Source organism: Paenibacillus sp. FSL M7-1046, from assembly GCF_038007405.1.
In the GTDB taxonomy this organism is placed as follows: Bacteria; Bacillota; Bacilli; order Paenibacillales; family Paenibacillaceae; genus Paenibacillus_AQ.
Genome location: NZ_JBBOXB010000001.1, coordinates 3,045,888 through 3,069,041 on the forward strand (window position 1 = coordinate 3,045,888; position 23,154 = coordinate 3,069,041).

The window sequence follows — 23,154 nt, forward strand, 5'->3', positions numbered from 1 at the left end:
AACCAAATACCAGAGCGATTGGTTAAGCTAATAAGAGCACACGGAGGATGCCTAGGCGCCAGGAGCCGACGAAGGACGTGGCGAACAACGAAACTGCCTCGGGGAGCTGTAAGCAAGCTTTGATCCGGGGGTGTCCGAATGGGGAAACCCAGCTGTGGTAATTCGCAGTTACTTCTCTCTGAATACATAGGGGAGATAGAGGCAGACCAGGGGAACTGAAACATCTAAGTACCCTGAGGAAGAGAAAACAATAGTGATTCCGTCAGTAGCGGCGAGCGAACGCGGAACAGCCTAAACCAAGGGGCTTGCCCCTTGGGGTTGTGGGACGTCTCACATGGAGTTACAAAGGAATATGGTAGGCGAAGAGGTCTGGAAAGGCCCGCGATAGAGGTAAAAGCCCTGTAGCCTAAACTGTGTTCTCTCCGAGACGGATCCCGAGTAGTGCGGGGCACGTGAAACCCCGTATGAATCCAGCAGGACCATCTGCTAAGGCTAAATACTACCTGGCGACCGATAGTGAAACAGTACCGTGAGGGAAAGGTGAAAAGCACCCCGGAAGGGGAGTGAAATAGAACCTGAAACCGTGTGCTTACAAAAAGTCAGAGCCCTATTCATGGGTGATGGCGTGCCTTTTGTAGAATGAACCGGCGAGTTACGTTTAACATGCAAGGTTAAGGTGAGAAGCCGGAGCCGCAGCGAAAGCGAGTCTGAATAGGGCGATTTAGTATGTGGACGTAGACCCGAAACCGTGTGATCTACCCCTGTCCAGGGTGAAGGTGCGGTAACACGCACTGGAGGCCCGAACCCACGTATGTTGAAAAATGCGGGGATGAGGTGGGGGTAGCGGAGAAATTCCAATCGAACTCGGAGATAGCTGGTTCTCCCCGAAATAGCTTTAGGGCTAGCCTCGGTGAATGGAGTGGTGGAGGTAGAGCACTGATTGGGTGCGGGGCCCGCAAGGGTTACCAAGCTCAGTCAAACTCCGAATGCCATTAACTTCTTGCCGGGAGTCAGACAGTGAGTGCTAAGATCCATTGTCAAAAGGGAAACAGCCCAGACCATCAGCTAAGGTCCCCAAGTGTGTGTTAAGTGGGAAAGGATGTGGAGTTGCACAGACAACCAGGATGTTGGCTTAGAAGCAGCCACCATTGAAAGAGTGCGTAATAGCTCACTGGTCGAGTGACTCTGCGCCGAAAATGTAACGGGGCTAAACACACCACCGAAGCTATGGCTAGATACTATGTATCTGGGGTAGGGGAGCGTTGTATGCAGGTTGAAGGTGTACCGTAAGGAGCGCTGGACAGCATACAAGTGAGAATGCCGGTATGAGTAACGAAAAGATCAGTGAGAATCTGATCCGCCGAAAGCCCAAGGTTTCCTGAGGAAGGCTCGTCCGCTCAGGGTAAGTCGGGACCTAAGGCGAGGCCGAAAGGCGTAGTCGAAGGACAACAGTTTGAAATTACTGTACCACCGTAATCCGCTATGAGCGATGGGGTGACGCAGGAGGGTAGTGACGCGGACTGATGGATGTCCGTCTAAGCAGTGAGGCTGGTGTGTAGGCAAATCCGCACACCATTAAGGCTGGGCTGTGATGGGGAGCGAAAATTATAGTAGCGAAGGTCATGATCTCACACTGCCAAGAAAAGCCTCTAGCCAGGAGAAGGTGCCCGTACCGCAAACCGACACAGGTAGGCGAGAAGAGAATTCTAAGGCGCGCGGAAGAACTCTCGTTAAGGAACTCGGCAAAATGACCCCGTAACTTCGGGAGAAGGGGTGCCTCGGTAGGGTGAATAGCCCGAGGGGGCCGCAGTGAAAAGGCCCAAGCGACTGTTTAGCAAAAACACAGGTCTGTGCGAAGCCGCAAGGCGAAGTATACGGGCTGACGCCTGCCCGGTGCTGGAAGGTTAAGGGGAGCGGTTAGGAGCAATCCGAAGCTGTGAACCGAAGCCCCAGTAAACGGCGGCCGTAACTATAACGGTCCTAAGGTAGCGAAATTCCTTGTCAGGTAAATTCTGACCCGCACGAATGGCGTAACGACTTGGGCGCTGTCTCAACGAGAGATCCGGTGAAATTTTAATACCTGTGAAGATGCAGGTTACCCGCGACAAGACGGAAAGACCCCATGGAGCTTTACTGCAGCTTGATATTGAATTTGGGTACGATCTGTACAGGATAGGTGGGAGCCGTAGAGGCAGGAGCGCAAGCTTCTGCGGAGGCGCCGTTGGGATACCACCCTGATCGTATCTAGGTTCTAACCTAGTGCCCTAATCGGGTACGGGGACCGTGTCAGGCGGGCAGTTTGACTGGGGCGGTCGCCTCCTAAAGAGTAACGGAGGCGTTCAAAGGTTCCCTCAGAATGGTTGGAAATCATTCGAAGAGTGCAAAGGCATAAGGGAGCTTGACTGCGAGACCAACAAGTCGAGCAGGGACGAAAGTCGGACTTAGTGATCCGGTGGTACCGCATGGAAGGGCCATCGCTCAACGGATAAAAGCTACCCTGGGGATAACAGGCTTATCTCCCCCAAGAGTCCACATCGACGGGGAGGTTTGGCACCTCGATGTCGGCTCATCGCATCCTGGGGCTGAAGTAGGTCCCAAGGGTTGGGCTGTTCGCCCATTAAAGCGGTACGCGAGCTGGGTTCAGAACGTCGTGAGACAGTTCGGTCCCTATCTGTCGTGGGCGCAGGAAATTTGAGAGGAGCTGTCCTTAGTACGAGAGGACCGGGATGGACGTACCGCTGGTGCATCAGTTGTTCCGCCAGGAGCATGGCTGAGTAGCTACGTACGGACGGGATAAGCGCTGAAAGCATCTAAGCGTGAAGCCCCCCTCAAGATGAGATTTCCCAATTAGTAAGACCCCTTGAAGACGACGAGGTAGATAGGTTGGAGGTGGAAGTGCAGCAATGCATGGAGCTGACCAATACTAATCGGTCGAGGGCTTATCCAACAAGTAAGACGCAGATTTGTTTCGGATTCAGTTTTCAGGCGATCAAGCCTGCAACACCTAAGCTGCATGTCCTTTCAGAGGATTGATCTTTTCTCGCAGCGATTTCGAGAAGCGGAAGCTTCGAAAAATCATGTTTGGTGGCGATAGCGGAGGGGTTCCACGCGTACCCATCCCGAACACGACCGTTAAGCCCTCCAGCGCCGATGGTACTTGGACCGAAGGGTCCTGGGAGAGTAGGACGCCGCCAAGCACACAAAGCCATTGTTGATTCATTGACAGTGGCTTTTTTGTGTTTGTGCAGGGCTGTGGAAATGTTGTGGATAATTTTCAGCAAGCGCAGAAAACTTACACACATGTGGATACAATATTTGATAGGGAACTATCCCTAAATGATGTGGATGAAAGACATATTCTTGGGGATTCGTCAAGAGAAAATCCAAGTAATACACGGGTTTTGTGGATAATATGTGGAATTTGTGGATAGAGACTGTGGAATCGTGGATAACTATTTTTTACCGGAAAGATATTCTTTCCGGTTCTTTGTGCTGCTGTGTATAAGTTGTGGATAACCATTGGATTCTTTATAATCTTTCTTGGCGGATTCGCGTACCTTTTCTGGACTTGATATACTCTTGATAAGCACTATTCTATTTGATAATGAGGTGAAGGTATTGGAGATCAGGCAATTGCAGCTAGAGGATTTTGAGGCAAGCCTTGGCTTGTCCGAGTACGCTTTTCAATTCAAACTTAACGGTGACGACAGAGTAAAATCCAAACGGAAGTTCAAGCCGGAAAGAGTCTGGGGCATCTTTGAGGAAGGGGAGCTAAGTGCAGAGCTGACGCTGCTGCCTCTTCAGGTGTATGTGCAAGGCAAAGCCGTCTCCATGGGTGGGATTGCCGGAGTGGCGACATGGCCGGAGAACCGCAGACAGGGACTTGTGGCCAAGCTTTTGTCCCACACGCTGCAAACAATGAACGAATCAGGTCATACGCTTTCCTTCCTGCATCCCTTCTTGATTCCTTTTTACCGCAGGTTCGGGTGGGAGATCTACTGTGAATATAAGAAGTACACGATACCGGTGGGCAAGTTTCCGCGGAAGGCCGAAATGGAGGGGCGTGTAGAGCGCGATAAAGCAAATATTGAAGTAATGGAGCAGTTATACGGGCGCTTTGCTTCCGGGTATAACGGTACGCTGCTGCGTGATCGTGAATGGTGGGAGAACAGCGTAGTGGATGAGGATACACATCATTGTGTGTTTTATTCTGCAGCGGGTGAACCGGGAGGTTATGTGCTCTATAAAATAGAGAACAAAGAACTGGTTATTGATGAATTCATTTTTATGGACGAAGAAGCCCGCCGGGGATTGTGGACTTTTCTCGCCAACCATGATTCGATGGTCACCGCTGCGAAGTTAAACCTGGTGCCAGCAGATGATATGCTGCCGTTTTTGCTTCCGGATCCCCGTATTCCGCAGGAGAATTATCCTTATTTTATGGCGCGTATTGTTAATGCCAAAGCCTTTGTGGAAGGACTCACCTTTAAGGAACAGAGCGAGCTGCAAAAGCGCATGTTGTATATTGAGGATGAGCATGCCCCGTGGAACGAGGGGCTGTGGGAGTGGAAGGTCAATCAGCAAGGTGAGGCATCTTTAATACAAGTAAAGGATACCGGAGAGCAGGCGGATTTGCGCTGCGGCATTGGAACATTGACGGTGCTGCTGCTTGGATACAAACATCCGGAAGAATTGCATCGCTGTGGGCAATTAAGCGGCAGTCTAGAAGCTGTGGAGTGGCTGAAAGGGATTATGCCGCAGGCACGGACCGCATTATTTGATTTCTTTTAATCGTAAGCAGCTCTTCCGCGCTGAATGAAGCAGGGAGAGCTTTTTATTTTTTCATATAAAAATGCATGTTGATCCAAGGGTTACTCCGAATACAATGGCAGCAATAAGTAAAAAATAAGACTAACCACTTGGAATTCAGTGAGAATATGTTATAATATGAAAAAAGTCAAAGAAAGTCAAAGTCAACGCATCCCGAAAGCAGTCTCTCCTAAGTGTAATGGTCTGAAAGGCAGGACATTGTGTCCGATTCGCCATCAGGTGCTTGGGTTAAGTTCTTAAGAGATCACCGCCGGACGGGTGTACAGCAAGAATTACCCTAACGATTTGAACACTGGAGGATGAGTGATGCGTAATATCTCCGATATTATCGAACAATATCTGAAGAATATTTTGCATGAAAGTCCCGAAGGTACGGTGGAAATTCAGCGTAATGATCTGGCGGACCAGTTCTCCTGTGTACCGTCGCAGATCAATTATGTCATCAGTACGCGCTTTACTTTGGAGAAGGGCTATGTGGTCGAGAGCAAACGTGGAGGCGGAGGTTACATCCGGATTCAGCGCTTTGAGCTTCCTCAGAATGTGGCGCTTTACGCACATCTCAAATCCACGATAGGCAATGATATTGACCAGAATTCCGCCGAAGGGCTGATTTACCAGCTTGAGGAGGCCCTGTTCTTAACCAAGCGTGAAGCGTGTCTCATGCGCGCCGCTGTTTCCCGGGATTGTCTGACGATTAATCTGCCCTACCGGGATGAGATTCGTGCCAAGATTATGAAAGCCATGCTGATTTCTTTGCTTGGTAAATAATACGAATGGTAAGGGGGACACCGCTTATGCTTTGCCAGGAATGCGGCGTCAAACCGGCTACCCTTCATTTCACCAAAATTGTGAGTGGAGAGAAGACGGAATTTCATATTTGTGAAAGCTGTGCGCGGGAGAAGGGGGAGTTAATTCCCGGAACCGCGGGCGGGTTCTCCATTCACAGCCTGCTCTCCGGTTTACTGGATCTGGAAGGCTCCGGCAAGGAGAAATCCGCGGCAACCCAAAATGCACAGGGTCTGAAATGCGAGAATTGCGGCATGACGTATTCCCAGTTCAGCAAACTTGGACGGTTCGGCTGCAGCTCCTGCTATAAATATTTTGACAGCACGCTGGATCCGCTGTTCCGAAGAGTGCACGGCAGCACCGCTCATGTAGGCAAGCTGCCGAAACGTGCAGGGGCACAAATTATGTGCAAACGGCAAATTGATGAACTGAAGTTGGAATTGCAGCAAAGCATTATGCAAGAGGAGTTTGAAACTGCAGCCGAGCTGCGGGATCAGATCCGCCGACTTGAAAAAGAAATGGCACAAGAGTAAAGTCTTTCATATATAGGGGGGATGCGGCATGTCAAGTCTCCGGTTTACCGAACAAGCGCTTAGTGACTGGATGCGCTGCGGTGGCAGCCATTCCGAGATTGTAATCAGCAGCCGTATGCGTATCGCCCGCAATCTGGAGCACCTGCCTTTTCCTTTGCTGGCATCTGCCGAGCAGGCGGAAGAGGCGCTGGAGCAGCTGGCACCCGTGTTTCAGGGAGAAGCTGCAGCGGACTTTGGTACCTTTCAACTGCTGAAGCTGGATGAGCTGGATGAGCTGGATAAAAAAGTGCTGGTGGAGAAACATCTGATCAGTCCAAATCTAGCCAATGATTCACGGGGTGGAGCGGTCATTTTGAACGAGGATGAGTCGGTCAGCATTATGATCAATGAGGAAGACCACCTCCGGATTCAATGTCTGTTTCCCGGCCTGCAGGTTAAAGAGGCTTGGGTAAGGGCAACGGCCATCGACGATATTTTTGAGGCTTCTGTCAATTATGCCTTTGATGATAGAAGAGGGTACTTAACGAGTTGTCCCACCAATGTAGGAACCGGGCTAAGAGCTTCGGTGATGCTGCATTTGCCGGCATTGGTTATGACCCATCAGATCAACCGGATTCTATCCGCTGTAAATCAGGTGGGACTGACCGTAAGAGGGATTTATGGTGAGGGCAGCGAAGCAGTAGGAAACATCTTTCAGATATCCAACCAGATTACACTGGGACAGACCGAAAGTGAGATCATTGAGAATCTTCACAGTGTGGTCACCCAGATTATAGAGCATGAACGGAATGCCCGTGAACGCCTGCTGGTTGATTCCGCACTGCGGATTACCGACCGGATTAAACGCTCTTACGGCATTTTGTCCTATGCGGCAGTGATGGAGCTAAAAGAGTCGGCCCAGCGGTTATCCGATTTGCGGCTTGGAGTCGATTTGGGGATACTGGAAGGGCCTTCGATTTCAGTGCTGAATGAGCTGAATGTCAAGACACAGCCCGGATTTTTGCAAAAGCTGTTCGGCGATGAGCTCACGGCTACTGAACGTGATATGTACCGGGCGAAGCTGCTCCGGGAAACACTGGGATCACAACATTAATTATAGATATTTATTATTCGTGGAGGTGCAGGAGATATGATGTTTGGAAGATTTACGGAACGCGCACAAAAAGTGCTGGCGCTGGCGCAAGAAGAAGCTGTTCGTTTGGGACACAACAACATTGGGACAGAACATATTTTGCTCGGACTGATTCGTGAAGGAGACGGCATAGCCGCGAAAGCTCTAATCGGACTTGGTCTGGGTCTTGAGAAAATTCAGGATGAAGTGGAAACACTGATCGGCAGAGGACAGGAGCAGCCAACAAACATCGCGTATACTCCTCGTGCCAAAAAAGTTATCGAGTTGTCGATGGACGAAGCCCGTAAGCTGGGGCACACTTACGTCGGCACTGAGCATATTCTGCTCGGGCTTATCCGTGAAGGCGAGGGTGTAGCTGCCCGTGTACTCAACAACCTGGGGATCAGCCTTAACAAGGCCCGCCAGCAAGTGCTGCAGCTGCTCGGCAGCAGCGAAGCTACTTCCAGCCACAGCGGTGCGCCTGCTAATGTCAGCACACCAACGCTGGATGGTCTGGCCCGTGACCTTACCGCCTATGCCAAGGATGGCAACCTGGATCCCGTTATCGGCCGCAGTAAGGAAATTGAACGTGTCATTCAGGTGCTGAGCCGCCGGACGAAGAATAATCCGGTGCTGATCGGTGAGCCTGGGGTTGGTAAAACAGCCATTGCCGAAGGTCTGGCCCAAAAGATCATCAATAATGAAATTCCGGAAACGCTGCGCGACAAACGCGTAATGACTCTGGATATGGGTTCTGTAGTAGCCGGAACTAAATACCGCGGTGAGTTTGAAGACCGCCTTAAGAAGATTATGGATGAGATTCGCCAGGCAGGAAACATCGTGCTCTTCATTGACGAGCTGCACACCTTGATCGGTGCAGGCGGTGCGGAAGGTGCCATTGACGCCTCTAACATCCTGAAGCCGGCTCTGGCCCGTGGAGAGCTGCAATGCATCGGTGCCACTACGCTGGATGAATACCGCAAATATATTGAGAAAGACGCAGCCTTGGAACGCCGCTTCCAGCCAATTACGGTGGATCAGCCTTCTCCTGAGGAAGCTGTACAGATTCTTTACGGACTACGTGACCGTTACGAAGCCCATCACCGGGTGAAGATCACGGATGAAGCCATCGTAGAGGCTGTAAAACTGTCCGACCGTTACATTCCTGACCGGTTCCTTCCGGACAAAGCAATTGACCTGATTGATGAAGCCGGCTCCAAGGTAAGATTGAACTCTTATACGATTCCACCAAATCTGAAGGAACTGGAAATGCGTCTGGATGATATCCGCAAGGAGAAGGATTCAGCCGTACAGAGCCAGGAATTCGAGAAGGCTGCCGCACTGCGGGATACGGAGCAAAAGATCCGCGAGGAACTGGACACGACTAAGAACCAGTGGAAAGAGAAGCAAGGCCGCACCGACTCACAGGTTACACCGGAGGATATCGCTCAAGTGGTTGCCAGCTGGACCGGCATACCGGTCAGCAAGCTGAAGGAAGAGGAAACCGACCGTCTGCTTAATATGGAGTCTATCCTGCATGAACGGGTAATCGGCCAGGATGAAGCCGTCAAGGCAGTCAGCCGGGCCCTCCGCCGGGCACGTGCAGGACTTAAGGATCCTAAACGCCCTATGGGTTCCTTCATCTTCCTCGGTCCTACCGGGGTCGGTAAAACCGAGCTGGCACGGGCGCTTGCAGAAGCAATGTTCGGCGATGAGAATGCGGTGGTCCGGATTGATATGTCGGAGTACATGGAGAAACACTCCACTTCCCGACTGGTAGGAGCGCCTCCAGGTTATGTGGGTTATGAAGAAGGCGGACAATTGACCGAGAAGGTACGCCGTAAACCATATTCCGTAGTACTGCTGGACGAAATTGAGAAGGCCCATCCGGAAGTATTCAACATCCTGCTGCAGGTGCTGGAAGACGGCCGTCTGACCGATTCCAAAGGCCGCGTGGTCGATTTCCGCAACACTCTGATCATTCTTACCTCCAATGTAGGAGCACAGGCGATCAAGAAGAATTCGACGCTGGGCTTCACAGCGGTGCAGGATGCGGGAGCAGACTACACCAATATGAAGGGCAAGGTTATGGATGAGCTGAAGAAGAGCTTCCGTCCCGAGTTCCTGAACCGGATCGATGAGATCATTGTCTTCCACTCCCTGGAAGAAAAGCATATCGCAGAAATTGTTACGCTGATGTCCGATGAGCTGCGCAAGCGGCTGCGTGAGTATGATGTGGACTTTGAGCTGACAGAGGGAGGCAAAGCCTTCCTGGCTAAAGAGGGCTATGATCCAGCCTTCGGCGCACGTCCGCTTCGCCGGGCGATCCAGAAGCATATTGAGGACCGGCTGTCCGAAGAACTGCTGAAGGGCAACATCAAAAAAGGTGATTCCCTCAAGATTGATGAGGTGAACGGTGAGCTTGTCGTAACTACCGTTGAGCCGCCAGCAGCTTCCCTGGAAAAAGAAGTAGAAACTGAGAAATAATATCCATCTGTGAAACATAGCTCCCGCTCCTCCGTATAGAGGGGCGGGGGCTTTTTGTTGCTGTGCAGACCCTTTTGGTGATAATTCACCCGAATTTCAGGAAAGTTAATGGGATACTCCTCAAAAGTAGCTCTGAACTGACCTTTCGTTCAAGGTGCAGAAATGGTAAACTTTGAATAAGAGAAAATTATCCGCAATTTAAGCAGTTCGGACGGTAAGGAGTACACATGGCTAAACCAAAAACTAAATTTTTCTGCACCGAATGCGGCTACGAATCGCCGAAGTGGTTCGGCAAATGCCCGGGCTGCCAGGCATGGAACTCCATGGTTGAGGAGACCGAAAGCGTAGTCAAAACACAAGGAATGAATGCACCTATTTTTCAGAGTAAAGAAAAGGCGCAATCGATCATAAATATAGAAAGTGACAAAGAGCCCCGTATATTGACAGGCATCGGTGAGCTTAACCGGGTTCTCGGCGGAGGTATTGTGCCGGGTTCGCTGGTGCTGGTCGGAGGCGACCCCGGCATCGGGAAATCAACCCTGCTGCTGCAGACCTCGCATGCATTGACTACTCAAGGTTTACGCGTACTGTACATCTCGGGAGAAGAATCGGTTCGGCAGACGAAACTCCGTGCCGATCGCCTCGGGGCGTTGTCGGCAGAGCTGTATGTACTGTGCGAGACGAATATGGAAAGCATCGAGGAAGCCATTGAACAGATCAAACCTCAGTTCCTCGTCATTGACTCCATCCAGACGGTATTCATGCCGGAAGTAACCAGTGCACCTGGCAGCGTGACACAGGTTCGGGAATGTACGACAAGATTTATGCGTATCGCCAAAATCCGCGGGATCGCAACAGTACTTGTTGGTCATGTTACCAAGGAAGGCGCGATTGCCGGGCCCCGAATGCTGGAGCATATGGTGGATTGCGTACTCTATTTTGAAGGAGAGCGGCATCATACGTACCGGTTGCTGCGGGCAGTTAAGAACCGCTTCGGTTCAACCAATGAGATCGGTATCTTTGAGATGGGGGAGATCGGGCTTACAGAAGTGGAGAATCCCTCCGAGCTGTTCTTGTCCGAACGTCCGCTAGGTGTAGCGGGTTCAGCAGTAGTGGCGAGTATGGAAGGAACCAGACCGGTGCTTGTTGAGCTTCAGGCGCTTGTCGCTGCAACTCATTTCCCTTCCCCCCGCCGGATGTGCACAGGTATGGACCACCAGCGGATGGCGCTTATTATTGCAGTGCTGGAGAAACGGATGGGGATGTTCCTGCAGAACCAGGATGCTTATCTGAACGTTGCCGGTGGGGTAAAGCTGGATGAACCGGCAGTAGATTTGGCTGTAGCTATCAGCATTGCTTCCAGCTTCCGCGATATATCAACCAAGCCTTATGATGTCTTCTTTGGTGAAGTCGGTCTCACCGGTGAGGTCAGGGGGGTCTCACGCGCGGAAATGCGGGTGAAGGAAGCGTCTAAGCTTGGCTTCCGGAGAGTGATTATGCCAGAGAAGAGCATGAAAGGCTGGAAACATCCGCAGGATATCCAGATTATTGGCGTCAGTACCGTAGCAGATGCACTATCGGTCGCGTTAGATTAGGGGGCATAGGAAGATGAAAGAATATAATCAATTAGATAATATGAATGATCTGCTGAGGATGGCGGCACCCGGAACTCCCTTCCGGGAAGGTCTGGAGAATGTGCTGCGTGCAAAGACAGGAGCTTTGATTGTTGTCGGATACAGCCCGGAGGTGATGGAAGTTGTCGATGGGGGATTCTCCATTAACTGCGATTTTTCACCCAATTATTTATATGAATTAGCCAAAATGGACGGAGCCATTATTCTGAGCGAGGATTTGAAACGGATACTGTACGCAAATACGCAGCTCATTCCCGATTCCTCCATCTCATCCATTGAGACAGGGATCCGCCACCGCACTGCAGAGCGTGTTGCCAAGCAGACGGGCAAGCTGGTGGTATCCATTTCCCAGCGGCGCAACATCATTACCTTGTATCAAGGTTCCATCCGTTATGCGCTTAAGGAGATTGGGGCAATTCTGGCCAAGGCCAACCAGGCCATACAAACCCTGGAGAAGTACAAAGCGGTACTTACCCAGGGCTTAACGAACCTTTCCGCTTCTGAATATGAAGGCATCGTTACCGTGGCTGAAGTAGTCGGAGTGATCCAGCGGGTGGAGATGGTGCTGCGCATTAAGATGGAAATCAAGCGCTATATCAACGAACTCGGCAACGAAGGGCGCTTGATCAGCATGCAGATGGAAGAACTGGTCGGAAATACAGAGGAAGAAGCATGGCTTCTGTACAGAGACTATGCAAGAGAGGAACAGGAGGACAAAATCCGCGAAATTATTGCCGGACTCAAGCGTTCCAGCGACGATGAGCTGATGGATGACAATCATATTGCCCGTCTGCTTGGTTATTCCTCTACAGCGATTGCCTCCGAGGAGGTCGTTACTCCGCGCGGGTACCGGCTGCTTAATAAGATTCCACGCCTGCCGAATGTGATCATCCACAATCTGGTGGAGCGCTTCGAAATGCTGCCGAATCTGATGACTGCGAGCATCGCGGAACTCGATGAGGTGGATGGAATCGGAGAGGTTCGGGCACGAAATATCCAAGACGGACTTAAACGCCTGCAGAAACAAGTTCTTATTGACAGGCAAATGTAAATAACATACAATCACGTAATATTGAAGAAGTTAGGCTCAAAGTAATAAAATAGAGGTGAAGAAATGATACAAAAATCAATTCCGAGTCTTTTTACCATTGGTAACCTGATGCTTGGAATGTTTGGTATCATGATGGCGTTTGACGGCAAGCTTAGCATGGCCGCTATCATGGTGATTATCGCTATGCTGCTTGACGGACTAGATGGCCGTGTAGCGCGGGCGCTGGGCTGCGAGAGTGAATTTGGCAAGGAGCTGGATTCCCTATCCGATGTCGTATCCTTTGGTGTGGCACCTGCGCTAATTATGTATCTTACAAGCCTGCAGGATTTGAGTTCTGCACTCGGCTGGACTGTAACAGCAATATTCCCGGTATTCGGGGCGCTGCGGTTGGCCCGTTTTAATGTCCGCCCGGGAATCCCCGGATATTTTGTCGGTTTGCCTATTCCTGCTGCAGGTGGCGTGCTCGCCACACTGGCCCTTTTTCATAAAGATGTTTCCGCTCCATTCATGATTGTTGCCACTTTGCTCTTATCTTATCTGATGGTCAGCACAGTCAAATACCCTAACTTCAAGAAGATCGGACTGCCCAAAAAAGCGGTCGTTGGTGCGCCGTTAGTGATTATTGTGGCGGTAGCAGTAGCAGTTGTGTTCCCGGAGCAGATTGCCAAGATGATCTTTGGACTGCTCGCGCTGTATGCTTTGTACGGATTTAAGCATAATATTGACCGGCTCACGGCACGTCGCCGTCACCGCCGCAGAAGACGTTCGGAAGACAAGATCTATCACTCCAAGAACGGGTAGCCTGTAAGTTATTCCTCTAGATGATCATTCCTTTATATATACCGAAAAAGGCTATGCCCTCCCTGACCTCAGTGGACGGCATAGCCTTTTTCGCTTGAACGGATGAAGAAAGCATACAAGAGCGTCTGCAGCCATGATTAGGATAGGTTGAACAAACCGAGCGTAGCGCATTTCTGCGATTCCTTCACCACAACCTCGTCCATATTAATGTCAAGCAGATTGCACAATGCAGACATATAGAACAATTCCCGCCCCAGCTCGGAGGCGACAACTTCACGGCAGTTCTCGCACAGCTGGCCCTCAAGATGAGTTCCTGCGAGTTCCTTGGCTTGTTCAAGTCCCAAAGCGGGCTCGAACACCTGTTTGGTGGCATGCAGCTGAATACAGCCGCATTCGGTAATGGCCTTGACAACGGCACGGTTGACGGATGCGCTGCTCTGCCCGTTCTTGGACATTACATCCAGAAGACTACGGTGACGGAGCAGCAGTTCGGAGACTTGATCCTGAAAGGCCTGTAAACTTGGTGCGCTCATTTTTCATTCACCCCTGGGTTCGTAATTGAGTTCATTATATGCCAGGGCCCCCCTGTTTTCAACGGGAATAGGAGTTCCTGGGAATCTTTACAGAAGCGGTAAGGTAAAAGTATGAGAAAAAATATGCAACCCCCGATTACCGTCCTGAAAATTGGAACATACTGGTGAGGTATAGATCATTTTAGGATGAATAAAAGGAGGTGCTTAAGGTTATGTGGAAAAAAGTGATGTTGACGCTTGCCGGGTTATGCGGAGCCTGGTCCGGTTTTTCGCTATACCATACGGCAGAAAAAGGGTTCCCTGAGGGAATGGGAAAGCTGGGGGAAAGTCTGCCTGTGGAAGGAAGCATTTTATTTACGGTGCTGGGTGCCATTATTTTTTTGTTTGCGGGGACTTTATGCGCGGAGTGGGCAGGTTCAAAGCTGCGTGAGGCGGTGCTGTACTGCTCGCGAATTCCGATGAATGAATTGGCCGCAGGTGCCGCAGGACTTACGGGAGGGCTGCTGTTGTCCCTGCTGCTCCATCCGGCCATGGACTGGCTGGGGAAGGCAGGCGAACTGGTGCAGGTGGCTGCCACGCTAGCTCTGGGTTATATGGGGCTGCGTATCGGTCTGGAGAAGAAAGAGGAGTTGGCCTCGCTTTGGACAACCGGACGCTGGGGGCAATCGGCTGAACCGGAGGGCCGCGGACTGGAGGAGCATAAAATTCTCGATACCAGCGTCATTATTGACGGGCGGATTGCCGACATCTGCAAAACGGGATTTATCGAGGGGACGATTGTCATCCCTGAGTTTGTTCTGGAAGAGCTTCAGCACATCGCCGATTCTTCCGATCTGCTGAAACGCAACCGTGGCCGGCGCGGTCTAGATATTCTCAATAAGATCCAGAAAGAACTGGATGTGAAGGTACTGATCTACGAGGGCGATTTCGAAGAGATCTCCGAGGTGGACAGCAAGCTGGTCAAGCTCGCCAAAGTGCTGCGCGGCAAGGTGGTAACCAATGATTTCAATCTCAATAAGGTCTGTGAGCTGCAGGGGGTTTCCGTACTTAATATCAACGATCTGGCAAATGCGGTAAAACCGGTTGTTCTGCCGGGAGAGGAGATTATCGTACAGGTCATTAAAGACGGCAAGGAGCATGGACAAGGGGTAGCCTATCTCGATGATGGAACAATGATTGTCGTTGAAGGCGGACGCGAGTACATCGGCACGACGATGGAGGTTTTGGTTACAAGCGTGCTGCAGACCTCAGCCGGCAGAATGATTTTCGCCAAACCGAAGCTGCTGGAAAAAGCGCAATAAGCAAGAAGCCATATCGCAAAATGTCTTTTGGGTTGGAAATGACCGCCAAACACGTTATGATGGGGATATACGTGAAAGACAGGAGCAAAAAGAATGTCGAACAGTGTGGGCGCCGTGATTGTGGCGGCAGGCAGAGGAACACGGATGGGGACCGCCGAGAGCAAGCAATATTTGCTGCTTCAAGGCAAACCCATTATCGTGCATACGCTGGAGGTGTTCCAGCAGCATGAGCTTATCTCTGAAATTGTGCTGGTCACTGGCCAGGAGGACATAGAACGCTGCCGGGAATGGGTAGAGGCCTATAAGCTGGATAAAGTGAAGGCTGTCGTTCCCGGAGGCTCCGAACGTCAGCACTCCGTACATTTGGGGCTAAAGCAGCTGGACACCAACTGGGTCATGGTGCATGACGGTGTACGTCCATTCGTGCAGGAGAGTGAGATTGATGCTTGCTACGAACGGGCCAGAGCGGTCGGCGCGTCTGCACTTGCAGTGCCGGTAAAGGATACGATCAAGCAGGTGGACGGTAATGGCAAGGTGCTGTCTACTCCGGATCGGCGAAGTCTGTGGGCGATTCAGACCCCGCAGACTTTTCGTCTGTCTGATTTGCTTGCGGCGTATGCCGCGGCGGAGCGGGAAGGATTTATTGGCACCGATGACTCCAGTCTGGCCGAGCGCAGCGGGATTCCGGTATCTGTGGTGGAGGGAAGCTACAGGAACATAAAGATCACAACGCCGGAAGACCTCGATTTTGCCGAATTTACAGAAAGAAACAGGGGAGAGGGTTAAGCATGATAGCTGTAGGACAAGGTTTTGATGTACACCAGCTGGTAGAGGGAAGACCGTGTATTATTGGCGGAGTCACCATCCCTTATGAAAAAGGGCTGCTGGGGCACTCCGATGCGGATGTGCTGCTGCACGCGGTAAGTGATGCTATTCTGGGGGCGCTTGGGCTTGGCGATATCGGCAGGCATTTTCCCGACACCAATCCGGCCTTCAAGGATGCGGACAGCCTGAAGCTGCTGGAGCAGGTATGGAGTCTTGCCCGCGAGCGTGGCTATAAGCTCGGCAATATCGACTCAACCATTATTGCCCAGAAGCCAAAGATGGCTCCGTACATCCCGCAGATGACTGAGATCATTGCCCGCACTCTGGGAGCGGAAACCTCGAAAGTGAATGTAAAAGCGACCACTACCGAACAGCTCGGTTTTGCCGGACGCGGCGAAGGGATTGCGGCACAATCTATTGTCTGCCTGCTCCAAGATGTGATATCATCTTGAGATGGCTGCAAGTGACCTAATTTTAACCATTATGAAGCGGAGGGAATACTATGGCGGATCAAGTCCGGGTGCGTTACGCACCGAGCCCTACGGGACATTTACATATCGGAAATGCCAGAACAGCACTGTTTAACTATTTATTTGCCCGTAATCTGGGCGGGAAATTCATTATCCGGATCGAAGATACGGATGTAAAGCGCAATGTCGCCGGCGGGGAAGAAAGCCAGCTGAAATATTTGAAATGGCTGGGAGTAGACTGGGACGAGAGCGTCGACGTTGGCGGTGAATACGGCCCTTACCGCCAGACCGAACGCCTTGATTTGTATCGTATCTACTGGCAGGATTTGCTGGACCGCGGTCTGGCATACCGCTGCTATTGCACCGAAGAGGAGCTGGAAGCGGAACGTGAGGAACAGACGGCCCGCGGCGAAACTCCGCGTTATTCCGGCAAGCACCGCGATTTGACAGAGGAACAACGCCTCGCGTTTGAAGCGGAAGGACGTATTGCCAGCATCCGCTTCCGGGTGCCGGAAGATCGCACATATACCTTTGAGGACATCGTAAAAGGCAGCATTTCTTTTACTACTAAAGAAATGGGCGATTTTGTAATCGTGAAGAAGGACGGAATTCCGACCTATAACTTTGCTGTAGCGATAGATGATCATCTGATGGAAATCTCCCACGTGCTGCGCGGGGAAGACCATATCTCCAATACGCCGCGCCAGCTGATGATTTACGAATCACTTGGCTGGGAACCGCCGCTCTTTGGCCATATGACGCTGATTGTCGGCGATGACCACAAGAAGCTGAGCAAACGGAACGAATCCATTATTCAATTCATCGAGCAGTATGATCAGCTCGGCTATCTGCCGGAAGCTCTCTTTAACTTCATCTCCTTGCTTGGCTGGTCTCCGGAAGGTGAAGAGGAGATCTTTAATAAAGAAGAGCTGATCTCGATCTTTACCGCTGACCGCCTGTCCAAGAGTCCTGCTGTATTCGACACGAACAAGCTGGCTCATTTGAACAATCACTACATTAAGCATGCGGATCCGAAGCGGATTGCAGCGCTGGCCATTCCTCATCTGCAAAAGGCGGGAAGACTGCCGGCTCAGCTTAATGATGAACAGCAGACCTGGGCGGAAACACTCGTTGCACTGTATCAGGAGCAGCTGACGGCTGCATCGGATATTGTCGGGCTTTCCGAAATGTTCTTCCGCAGCCATGTGGAGCTCGAAACGGAAGCGGCTCAGATTCTGGCTGAGAGCCAGGTTTCTGAAGTTCTCTCCGCTTTTCTGGCCAAGGTGGAAGGTACTGAAGACTTTACTGCCAGCAATATGGCTGTTCTGATTAAAGAAGTGCAGAAAGAGACGGGCCACAAAGGAAAAGCGCTGTTTATGCCAATCCGTGTCGCTTTGACCGGCCAGACTCATGGCCGTGATCTGAATGTGACGATTGCCCTGCTGGGCCGGAACCGTGTCATTGAACGTTTGAAATCACAAATCAAAGGGGCCTAAGCTTTGATGACCTGGGGGCAAACCTCTTGTCAGTCCCTTATCTTTTCGCTAAGATAGAAGAATATTGTAATAGCTGTGATCAGGAAAAGTACGCGCATAAGGACAATTGCCAGAGAGAATAACCTCGTAAGGAACTTCCTTAAGAGGCTGGAAGTTATTCATTTGTCCGCCGCTGAACATGCGCCTGTGAGCTGCAGGGTTGAGCGTTCCCTTGAGGGACGTTAGACTGTGCCGGGAACGTTGCCGTTAACGACGCAAGAGGGATGTTGCACCCAGAGGCCGGAATGCTGGGCTGGGGAGTATGCAATCATCCAAGCAGAGTGGAACCGCGGTTACACGCCTCTGCAGCTTTAAGCTGCAGAGGCGTTTTTTGTTGAAATAGGAGAGCAGATTCTTTGGACATAAAGATGGATTTCTGACCAAGCCTAAGCTCGCGGCAAACGTGTAGAGAGATAGATAGTGGGCTGCGCCAATACCTTCCTTATGCGTACCTGTAAACAGGAGGCGGGGAAGCCAAGAAGAGGGGAACCGTGATGTTTAAGCATATCAAGTCGGACATTCGGGCAGTATTCGACAACGATCCCGCAGCCCGCAGCAGATTCGAGGTTGTCTTCACTTATGCCGGACTTCACGCCATTTGGGGTCATCGGATGGCCCACTCTTTTTACAAACGGCGCTGGTTTACGCTGGCGCGCATCGTTTCACAGATCAGCAGGTTTATGACTGGTGTCGAAATTCATCCCGGCGCCCGTATCGGGGATCGGTTGTTTATCGACCATGGCATGGGGATAGTCATTGGTGAAACTTGTGAAATCGGTGATGATGTTATTATCTATCAAGGGGTTACGCTTGGGGGAACCGGTAAAGAAAAAGGGAAACGCCATCCTACTGTCGGCAATAATGTTGTAATTGGTTCCGGTGCGAAAGTACTGGGATCGTTCCGGATCGGCGATAATTCCAATATCGGCTCCAACGCAGTCGTACTGCGTGAAGTGCCCAATAACAGCACTGTGGTAGGCAATCCCGGCCGAGTGGTCAAGCGCAACGGGGAACGGGTATCCGACCGTCTTGATCATACCAAGATGCCGGATCCGCTGGTAGATTCCCTGCGTTTCCTGCAGAAGGAGATTGAGGAAATCCGGGAACAGCTCGGGAATGAGGATAAGCAGAAAGCCGAGCAGCGTCGGCTGGAAAGCCAGCAATATATAGGGGACTATGAAATTTAAGCATCCCGGTATTCCAGTGAATGCCGGAACATCAGAAAGGATTGGGACAGCATGGCTTTGCAAATCTACAACACAATGAGTCGCAGCAAGGAGCAGTTTGTGCCTCTGAAGTCAGGCGAGGTAAAAATGTACGTATGCGGACCAACCGTCTACGGCTATATGCATATCGGAAATGCCAGACCTGTTATCGTTTTTGATACGGTCCGCAATTATTTAGAGGCAATCGGCAATGAGGTCCGATATATTACCAATTTCACCGATGTCGATGACAAGCTAATCCGCAAAGCGGAGGAAATGAATACTACAGTAGCTGAAGTCGCTGAAATTTTTATCGCTGCCTACGGTGAAGATCTTGCCGGTCTGGGCGTAAAGCCTGCAACGATGAATCCGCGGGTTACACAAAGTATGGATCTGATCATTGAGCTCATCAAGGAGCTTGAAGACAAAGGTTATGCTTATGAGAACGGCGGCGATGTGTATTACCGCACGGGCAAATTTGCCGATTACGGCAAGCTGTCCCGCCAGAATCTCGAGGAACTGCAATTCGGGATTCGTGTGGAAGTGGATTCGCGCAAGGAGAAGCCCGAGGATTTTGTGCTGTGGAAAGCGGCCAAACCGGGTGAAATCCATTGGCATAGTCCTTGGGGGAATGGACGTCCCGGCTGGCATATCGAGTGCTCGGCCATGGTCCGTGAATATTTGGGCGATACTATTGATATCCACGGCGGGGGGCAGGATCTACAGTTCCCGCATCATGAATGCGAATGCGCACAAACGGAAGTGCTGACCGGCAAGCCGCTGTCGAACTATTGGATGCACAACGGATTTCTCAACATCGGAGACGAGAAAATGTCGAAATCGCTCGGCAACGGGCTGCTGGTTAAGGATATCCGCCAGCGTTTCAAAGCCGGAACGATCCGCTATTTCATGCTCTCCACCCATTACCGCAATCCGCTGAACTTTTCGGAAGAAGCACTGCTGTCTGCCGAGAAAAGCGCCGAGCGGATCGCGCTGGCAGAGAGTAATGTGAAGCATCGTCTGGAACTTGCTCCTGAAGGGGCTGGGGAAGCATCGAGCTCAGAGACCGTAGCTCGACTGGCGAATATACTGGAGACTTTCCATGCTAAAATGCAGGATGATTTCAATACCCCGGATGCGATCACTGCTGTATTCGACTGGGTAAGCCTTGCGAATCTTACGCTTGCGAACAACGAGGCGAAATCCGCGGATTTTGCGGCGCTGCTGAAGGCTTTTGCGGAGATGAATGCGGTTCTGCGCCTTGCTCCCGAGCTTGAAGAAGAGGTCGCAAGTGAAGATGTGGAGCGGCTGATCGCAGAGCGGGCAGAAGCGCGCAAGAATAAGAACTGGGGACGGTCCGATGAAATCCGCGACGAGTTGAACAGTTTGGGCATCCTGCTTGAAGACACTCCACAAGGAATGCGGTGGCGTCGTAAATGAGCGGGGAGTTCAATGTGAACAACGCTTGGTTCCCGTACGAACCCTCCAAGCCGGTCCGGCAGCTCTCGCCAATCGTGCTCGCTTATGCGGGAGACGCGATTTATGAAGTGGCTGTCCGCCAATATCTGATCTCGCTGCCGAATCTTCGTCCGAATCACTTGCACCGCACGGCAACCGGACTGGTCTCGGCTAAGGCACAAAGCACCATTCTTGCCTTTCTTGACCCGATGCTCACGGATGAGGAGAAGGATGTCGCCCGGCAAGGGCGGAACGCTAAGTCAGGGACGATCCCCAAAAATGCGGATGTGCTGGAATACCGCCATGCCACCGCTTTTGAATGCCTGATCGGACACCTGTATTACACAGGGCAGCAGGAGAGAATCCAAGAACTCGTCCACAGCAGTATAGAGTACATGATGAACCGGCCCAAGTGAGGCCATAAAACTTATAGAACAGGAGGCATGAACATGGAAGAAGAAATAAAGACAGAAGAAGAAATACTGGCCGGTAAGCATTCGGTGCTTGAAGCGCTTCGTGCCGGCCGTACACTGAACAAGATATGGATCGCCGAAACGGCGCAAAAGCATTTAACTGCACCGATCGTTGCTGAAGCACGTAAAGCTGGGATTGTGATCCAGCATGTAGACAAGCGGAAGCTGGACCAGCTTGCACCCGGAGTGCAGCATCAGGGAGTAGTGGCTCAGGCTGCGCCGTTCGCTTATGCGGAAGTTGCCGATATTCTGGCTGCGGCCGAGGCCAAAGGGGAACCGCCTTTTCTTATCCTGTTGGATGAGATTGAAGATCCGCATAATTTGGGCTCCATCCTGCGGACAGCTGATTGTACCGGCGTACACGGGGTAATTGTGCCCAAACGGCGTTCTGCGCAAATTACGGCCACCGTGTCCAAAACCTCAGCCGGAGCTGTAGAATATGTCCCCGTAGCGCGGGTCACCAATCTTGGCCAGACTATAGACCGGCTTAAGGAGCTGGGCGTCTGGGTGGTCGGAACAGATGTTGCTACAGATCAGAACCTGTATGAATCGGATATTTTCACCGGTCCGGTAGCAGTTGTTATTGGCAATGAGAACAAGGGAATGGGCCGCTTGATCCGTGAAAAATGCGATGTACTGCTGAAGCTGCCAATGGCCGGTAAGATCAACTCTTTGAATGCCTCAGTTGCGGCCGGCGTCATTATGTATGAGGTATTGCGGCGCCGGCAAGTACAGGGATAGCTATGGCAGATTGGCGCGATGTGCTGCTTGTGGATGGATACAACATGATCGGCGGCTGGCCGGAACTTTCGGCACTGTCGGAGACAGGCATGCAGGGAGCACGCGACCGGCTGCTGGATATGCTGGCCGATTATCAGGCATTCACGGGGCGGCGCGTCATTGCCGTATTCGATGCTTACCGTGTTCCGGGACTTGGCCGTTCCTTTGTGCAGGGGAAGGTACAGGTCTTTTTCACTAAGGAAAAAGAAACCGCGGACGAATGCATTGAGCGGCTGGTTGGAGAATTCGCTCACCGCCGCCGGCAGATTTATGTGGCAACCAGCGATTTTGTGGAGCAGCATGTAATCTTTGCCCAAGGGGCGTTGCGGATTTCTGCCAGAGAGCTGCGGCTGGAGATCGAAGAAAATCAAAAGCAGGTTAAGAAAGCTATCGAGCCGCAGGGTATCAGCTCCCAGCGCCATTCCCTGGAAGAAAAACTTCCACCGGAGATGCGGAAACGCCTGGAGGATTGGCGGCGGCAATGAAAGCATCCGGAAACCCGCAATCATTTGATTAAATGCCAAAAATTGTTATAGAAGATTGTTTTTGGACAAATACGGTTGACGGTGTAAGGTAACATAATATATACTGATCCTATATTTCGAGAAGTGACGATGTGTCTTGCGTTGCAGCCGGGGGGATTCTTGGTGAGTGTCGACCTCAAGGAATTAATGCTGTCTGAGTATGATTTCATAAGTGATGAAGAAATTGTCGAGATCTTCCGTGGTGGCGACAGTGGCGCATTGGAGCATTTGATTAACAAGTACCGTAATTTCGTACGTGCCAAGGCCCGTTCTTATTTTCTGATTGGAGCGGATCGTGAAGATATCGTACAGGAAGGCATGATTGGCCTTTATAAGGCAATTCGTGACTTCAAGGGCGATAAGCTGTCTTCGTTTAAGGCCTTTGCCGAACTCTGTATTACCCGTCAGATTATAACTGCCATTAAGACGGCTACCCGCCAGAAGCATATACCGCTTAATTCGTATGTCTCTTTGGACAAGCCTATATACGATGAAGATTCCGACCGGACGCTGATGGATGTCATTTGCGGAACCCAGGTGCTGGATCCGGAAGAACTGATTATTAACCAGGAGGAATTTATCGGCCTGGAGGATAAGATGGCGGAGATCCTCAGTGATCTCGAACGCAAAGTTCTGATGCTGTATCTGGACGGCAGGTCCTATCAGGAGATTGCGGAAGATTTGAAGCGGCATGTGAAGTCGATCGACAATGCTTTGCAGCGAGTGAAACGTAAATTGGAAAGATATCTGGAAGTGCGTGACAATTAATGATATAATGGACAGGAAAGGCTCGGTCATCGAGTCTTTTTTTAGTGTT

At 51.2% G+C, this 23,154-nt stretch carries 19 protein-coding genes and 2 rRNA genes; 20 read left to right on the forward strand and 1 reads right to left on the reverse strand.

Annotated elements, in window-relative coordinates:
* The first annotated feature begins 20 nt into the window (after positions 1-20).
* From NYE29_RS13265 to pssA, 10 genes are all read left to right on the forward strand, one after another.
* A 23S ribosomal RNA gene (locus NYE29_RS13265) occupies positions 21-2,947 on the forward strand.
* A gap of 133 nt (positions 2,948-3,080) precedes the next feature.
* Positions 3,081-3,197 (forward strand): 5S ribosomal RNA (gene rrf, locus NYE29_RS13270).
* A gap of 421 nt (positions 3,198-3,618) precedes the next feature.
* Positions 3,619-4,791: a GNAT family N-acetyltransferase gene (locus NYE29_RS13275; RefSeq protein WP_076112968.1), complete on the forward strand. Its 1,173-nt coding sequence runs from the start codon at positions 3,619-3,621 to the stop codon at positions 4,789-4,791.
* 345 nt (positions 4,792-5,136) lie between these two features.
* Entirely contained in the window at positions 5,137-5,598 is a 462-nt protein-coding gene (locus NYE29_RS13280) for a CtsR family transcriptional regulator (protein WP_038597151.1), read from the forward strand.
* A 26-nt stretch (positions 5,599-5,624) separates the two neighbouring features.
* A complete protein-coding gene (locus tag NYE29_RS13285; protein WP_076112967.1) occupies positions 5,625-6,149 on the forward strand; it encodes a UvrB/UvrC motif-containing protein in 525 nt (174 codons plus the stop codon).
* 28 nt (positions 6,150-6,177) lie between these two features.
* A complete protein-coding gene (locus tag NYE29_RS13290; RefSeq protein WP_038597147.1) occupies positions 6,178-7,242 on the forward strand; it encodes a protein arginine kinase in 1,065 nt (354 codons plus the stop codon).
* A 36-nt stretch (positions 7,243-7,278) separates the two neighbouring features.
* Positions 7,279-9,747, forward strand: coding sequence for an ATP-dependent protease ATP-binding subunit ClpC (clpC, locus tag NYE29_RS13295; protein ID WP_038597145.1), 2,469 nt, complete (start codon positions 7,279-7,281; stop codon positions 9,745-9,747).
* 227 nt (positions 9,748-9,974) lie between these two features.
* Positions 9,975-11,342 (forward strand): DNA repair protein RadA, encoded by a 1,368-nt coding sequence (radA, locus tag NYE29_RS13300; RefSeq protein WP_038597143.1) that lies wholly within the window; start codon positions 9,975-9,977, stop codon positions 11,340-11,342.
* Between the two features lie 13 nt (positions 11,343-11,355).
* Complete coding sequence (gene disA, locus NYE29_RS13305) at positions 11,356-12,432, forward strand: DNA integrity scanning diadenylate cyclase DisA (RefSeq protein ID WP_038597139.1); 1,077 nt, start codon at positions 11,356-11,358, stop codon at positions 12,430-12,432.
* 63 nt (positions 12,433-12,495) lie between these two features.
* Positions 12,496-13,233, forward strand: a complete 738-nt coding sequence (pssA, locus tag NYE29_RS13310; protein ID WP_038597137.1) for a CDP-diacylglycerol--serine O-phosphatidyltransferase — start codon at positions 12,496-12,498, stop codon at positions 13,231-13,233.
* A gap of 137 nt (positions 13,234-13,370) precedes the next feature.
* On the opposite strand, the gene NYE29_RS13315 is transcribed toward pssA, so the two are convergent.
* On the reverse strand, positions 13,371-13,766 hold the full coding sequence (locus NYE29_RS13315; protein WP_038597135.1) for a hypothetical protein: 396 nt from the start codon (positions 13,764-13,766) through the stop codon (positions 13,371-13,373).
* Positions 13,767-13,978: 212 nt separating this feature from the next.
* Between NYE29_RS13315 and NYE29_RS13320 the strand changes: the two genes are divergently transcribed.
* From NYE29_RS13320 to sigH, 10 genes are all read left to right on the forward strand, one after another.
* Entirely contained in the window at positions 13,979-15,067 is a 1,089-nt protein-coding gene (locus NYE29_RS13320; protein WP_340896364.1) for a PIN/TRAM domain-containing protein, read from the forward strand.
* 93 nt (positions 15,068-15,160) lie between these two features.
* Entirely contained in the window at positions 15,161-15,853 is a 693-nt protein-coding gene (ispD, locus tag NYE29_RS13325; RefSeq protein ID WP_340896366.1) for a 2-C-methyl-D-erythritol 4-phosphate cytidylyltransferase, read from the forward strand.
* 2 nt (positions 15,854-15,855) lie between these two features.
* The gene (gene ispF, locus NYE29_RS13330; RefSeq protein ID WP_340896368.1) at positions 15,856-16,344 is read left to right on the forward strand and encodes a 2-C-methyl-D-erythritol 2,4-cyclodiphosphate synthase; all 489 of its coding nucleotides are present in this window, start codon (positions 15,856-15,858) and stop codon (positions 16,342-16,344) included.
* A 50-nt stretch (positions 16,345-16,394) separates the two neighbouring features.
* The gene (gene gltX / locus NYE29_RS13335; RefSeq protein ID WP_340896369.1) at positions 16,395-17,858 is read left to right on the forward strand and encodes a glutamate--tRNA ligase; all 1,464 of its coding nucleotides are present in this window, start codon (positions 16,395-16,397) and stop codon (positions 17,856-17,858) included.
* A 533-nt stretch (positions 17,859-18,391) separates the two neighbouring features.
* Positions 18,392-19,084: a serine O-acetyltransferase gene (gene cysE, locus NYE29_RS13340; RefSeq protein WP_038597125.1), complete on the forward strand. Its 693-nt coding sequence runs from the start codon at positions 18,392-18,394 to the stop codon at positions 19,082-19,084.
* Positions 19,085-19,135: 51 nt separating this feature from the next.
* A complete protein-coding gene (cysS, locus tag NYE29_RS13345) occupies positions 19,136-20,542 on the forward strand; it encodes a cysteine--tRNA ligase (RefSeq protein WP_340896371.1) in 1,407 nt (468 codons plus the stop codon).
* Complete coding sequence (locus NYE29_RS13350) at positions 20,539-20,976, forward strand: Mini-ribonuclease 3 (RefSeq protein ID WP_038597122.1); 438 nt, start codon at positions 20,539-20,541, stop codon at positions 20,974-20,976. Before cysS ends, NYE29_RS13350 begins: the two co-directional genes overlap by 4 nt.
* Positions 20,977-21,009: 33 nt before the next feature.
* A complete protein-coding gene (rlmB, locus tag NYE29_RS13355; protein WP_038597120.1) occupies positions 21,010-21,774 on the forward strand; it encodes a 23S rRNA (guanosine(2251)-2'-O)-methyltransferase RlmB in 765 nt (254 codons plus the stop codon).
* Positions 21,775-21,776: 2 nt separating this feature from the next.
* On the forward strand, positions 21,777-22,298 hold the full coding sequence (locus tag NYE29_RS13360; protein WP_076112963.1) for an NYN domain-containing protein: 522 nt from the start codon (positions 21,777-21,779) through the stop codon (positions 22,296-22,298).
* A 162-nt stretch (positions 22,299-22,460) separates the two neighbouring features.
* Positions 22,461-23,105 (forward strand): RNA polymerase sporulation sigma factor SigH, encoded by a 645-nt coding sequence (gene sigH / locus NYE29_RS13365; RefSeq protein WP_020427086.1) that lies wholly within the window; start codon positions 22,461-22,463, stop codon positions 23,103-23,105.
* Positions 23,106-23,154: the final 49 nt, after the last annotated feature.

Excerpts from the sequence above, each read along its gene's own strand:
- NYE29_RS13350 (WP_038597122.1), top strand. The coding sequence starts at position 20,539 with ATGAGCGGGGAGTTCAATGTGAACAACGCTTGGTTCCCGTACGAACCC.
- ispF (WP_340896368.1), top strand. The coding sequence starts at position 15,856 with ATGATAGCTGTAGGACAAGGTTTTGATGTACACCAGCTGGTAGAGGGA.
- NYE29_RS13280 (WP_038597151.1), top strand. The coding sequence starts at position 5,137 with ATGCGTAATATCTCCGATATTATCGAACAATATCTGAAGAATATTTTG.
- clpC (WP_038597145.1), top strand. The coding sequence starts at position 7,279 with ATGATGTTTGGAAGATTTACGGAACGCGCACAAAAAGTGCTGGCGCTG.
- disA (WP_038597139.1), top strand. The coding sequence starts at position 11,356 with ATGAAAGAATATAATCAATTAGATAATATGAATGATCTGCTGAGGATG.
- cysS (WP_340896371.1), top strand. The coding sequence starts at position 19,136 with ATGGCTTTGCAAATCTACAACACAATGAGTCGCAGCAAGGAGCAGTTT.
- gltX (WP_340896369.1), top strand. The coding sequence starts at position 16,395 with ATGGCGGATCAAGTCCGGGTGCGTTACGCACCGAGCCCTACGGGACAT.
- NYE29_RS13315 (WP_038597135.1), bottom strand. The coding sequence starts at position 13,766 with ATGAGCGCACCAAGTTTACAGGCCTTTCAGGATCAAGTCTCCGAACTG.
- NYE29_RS13285 (WP_076112967.1), top strand. The coding sequence starts at position 5,625 with ATGCTTTGCCAGGAATGCGGCGTCAAACCGGCTACCCTTCATTTCACC.
- cysE (WP_038597125.1), top strand. The coding sequence starts at position 18,392 with ATGTTTAAGCATATCAAGTCGGACATTCGGGCAGTATTCGACAACGAT.
- NYE29_RS13320 (WP_340896364.1), top strand. The coding sequence starts at position 13,979 with ATGTGGAAAAAAGTGATGTTGACGCTTGCCGGGTTATGCGGAGCCTGG.
- NYE29_RS13360 (WP_076112963.1), top strand. The coding sequence starts at position 21,777 with ATGGCAGATTGGCGCGATGTGCTGCTTGTGGATGGATACAACATGATC.
- radA (WP_038597143.1), top strand. The coding sequence starts at position 9,975 with ATGGCTAAACCAAAAACTAAATTTTTCTGCACCGAATGCGGCTACGAA.
- ispD (WP_340896366.1), top strand. The coding sequence starts at position 15,161 with ATGTCGAACAGTGTGGGCGCCGTGATTGTGGCGGCAGGCAGAGGAACA.
- rlmB (WP_038597120.1), top strand. The coding sequence starts at position 21,010 with ATGGAAGAAGAAATAAAGACAGAAGAAGAAATACTGGCCGGTAAGCAT.
- NYE29_RS13290 (WP_038597147.1), top strand. The coding sequence starts at position 6,178 with ATGTCAAGTCTCCGGTTTACCGAACAAGCGCTTAGTGACTGGATGCGC.
- pssA (WP_038597137.1), top strand. The coding sequence starts at position 12,496 with ATGATACAAAAATCAATTCCGAGTCTTTTTACCATTGGTAACCTGATG.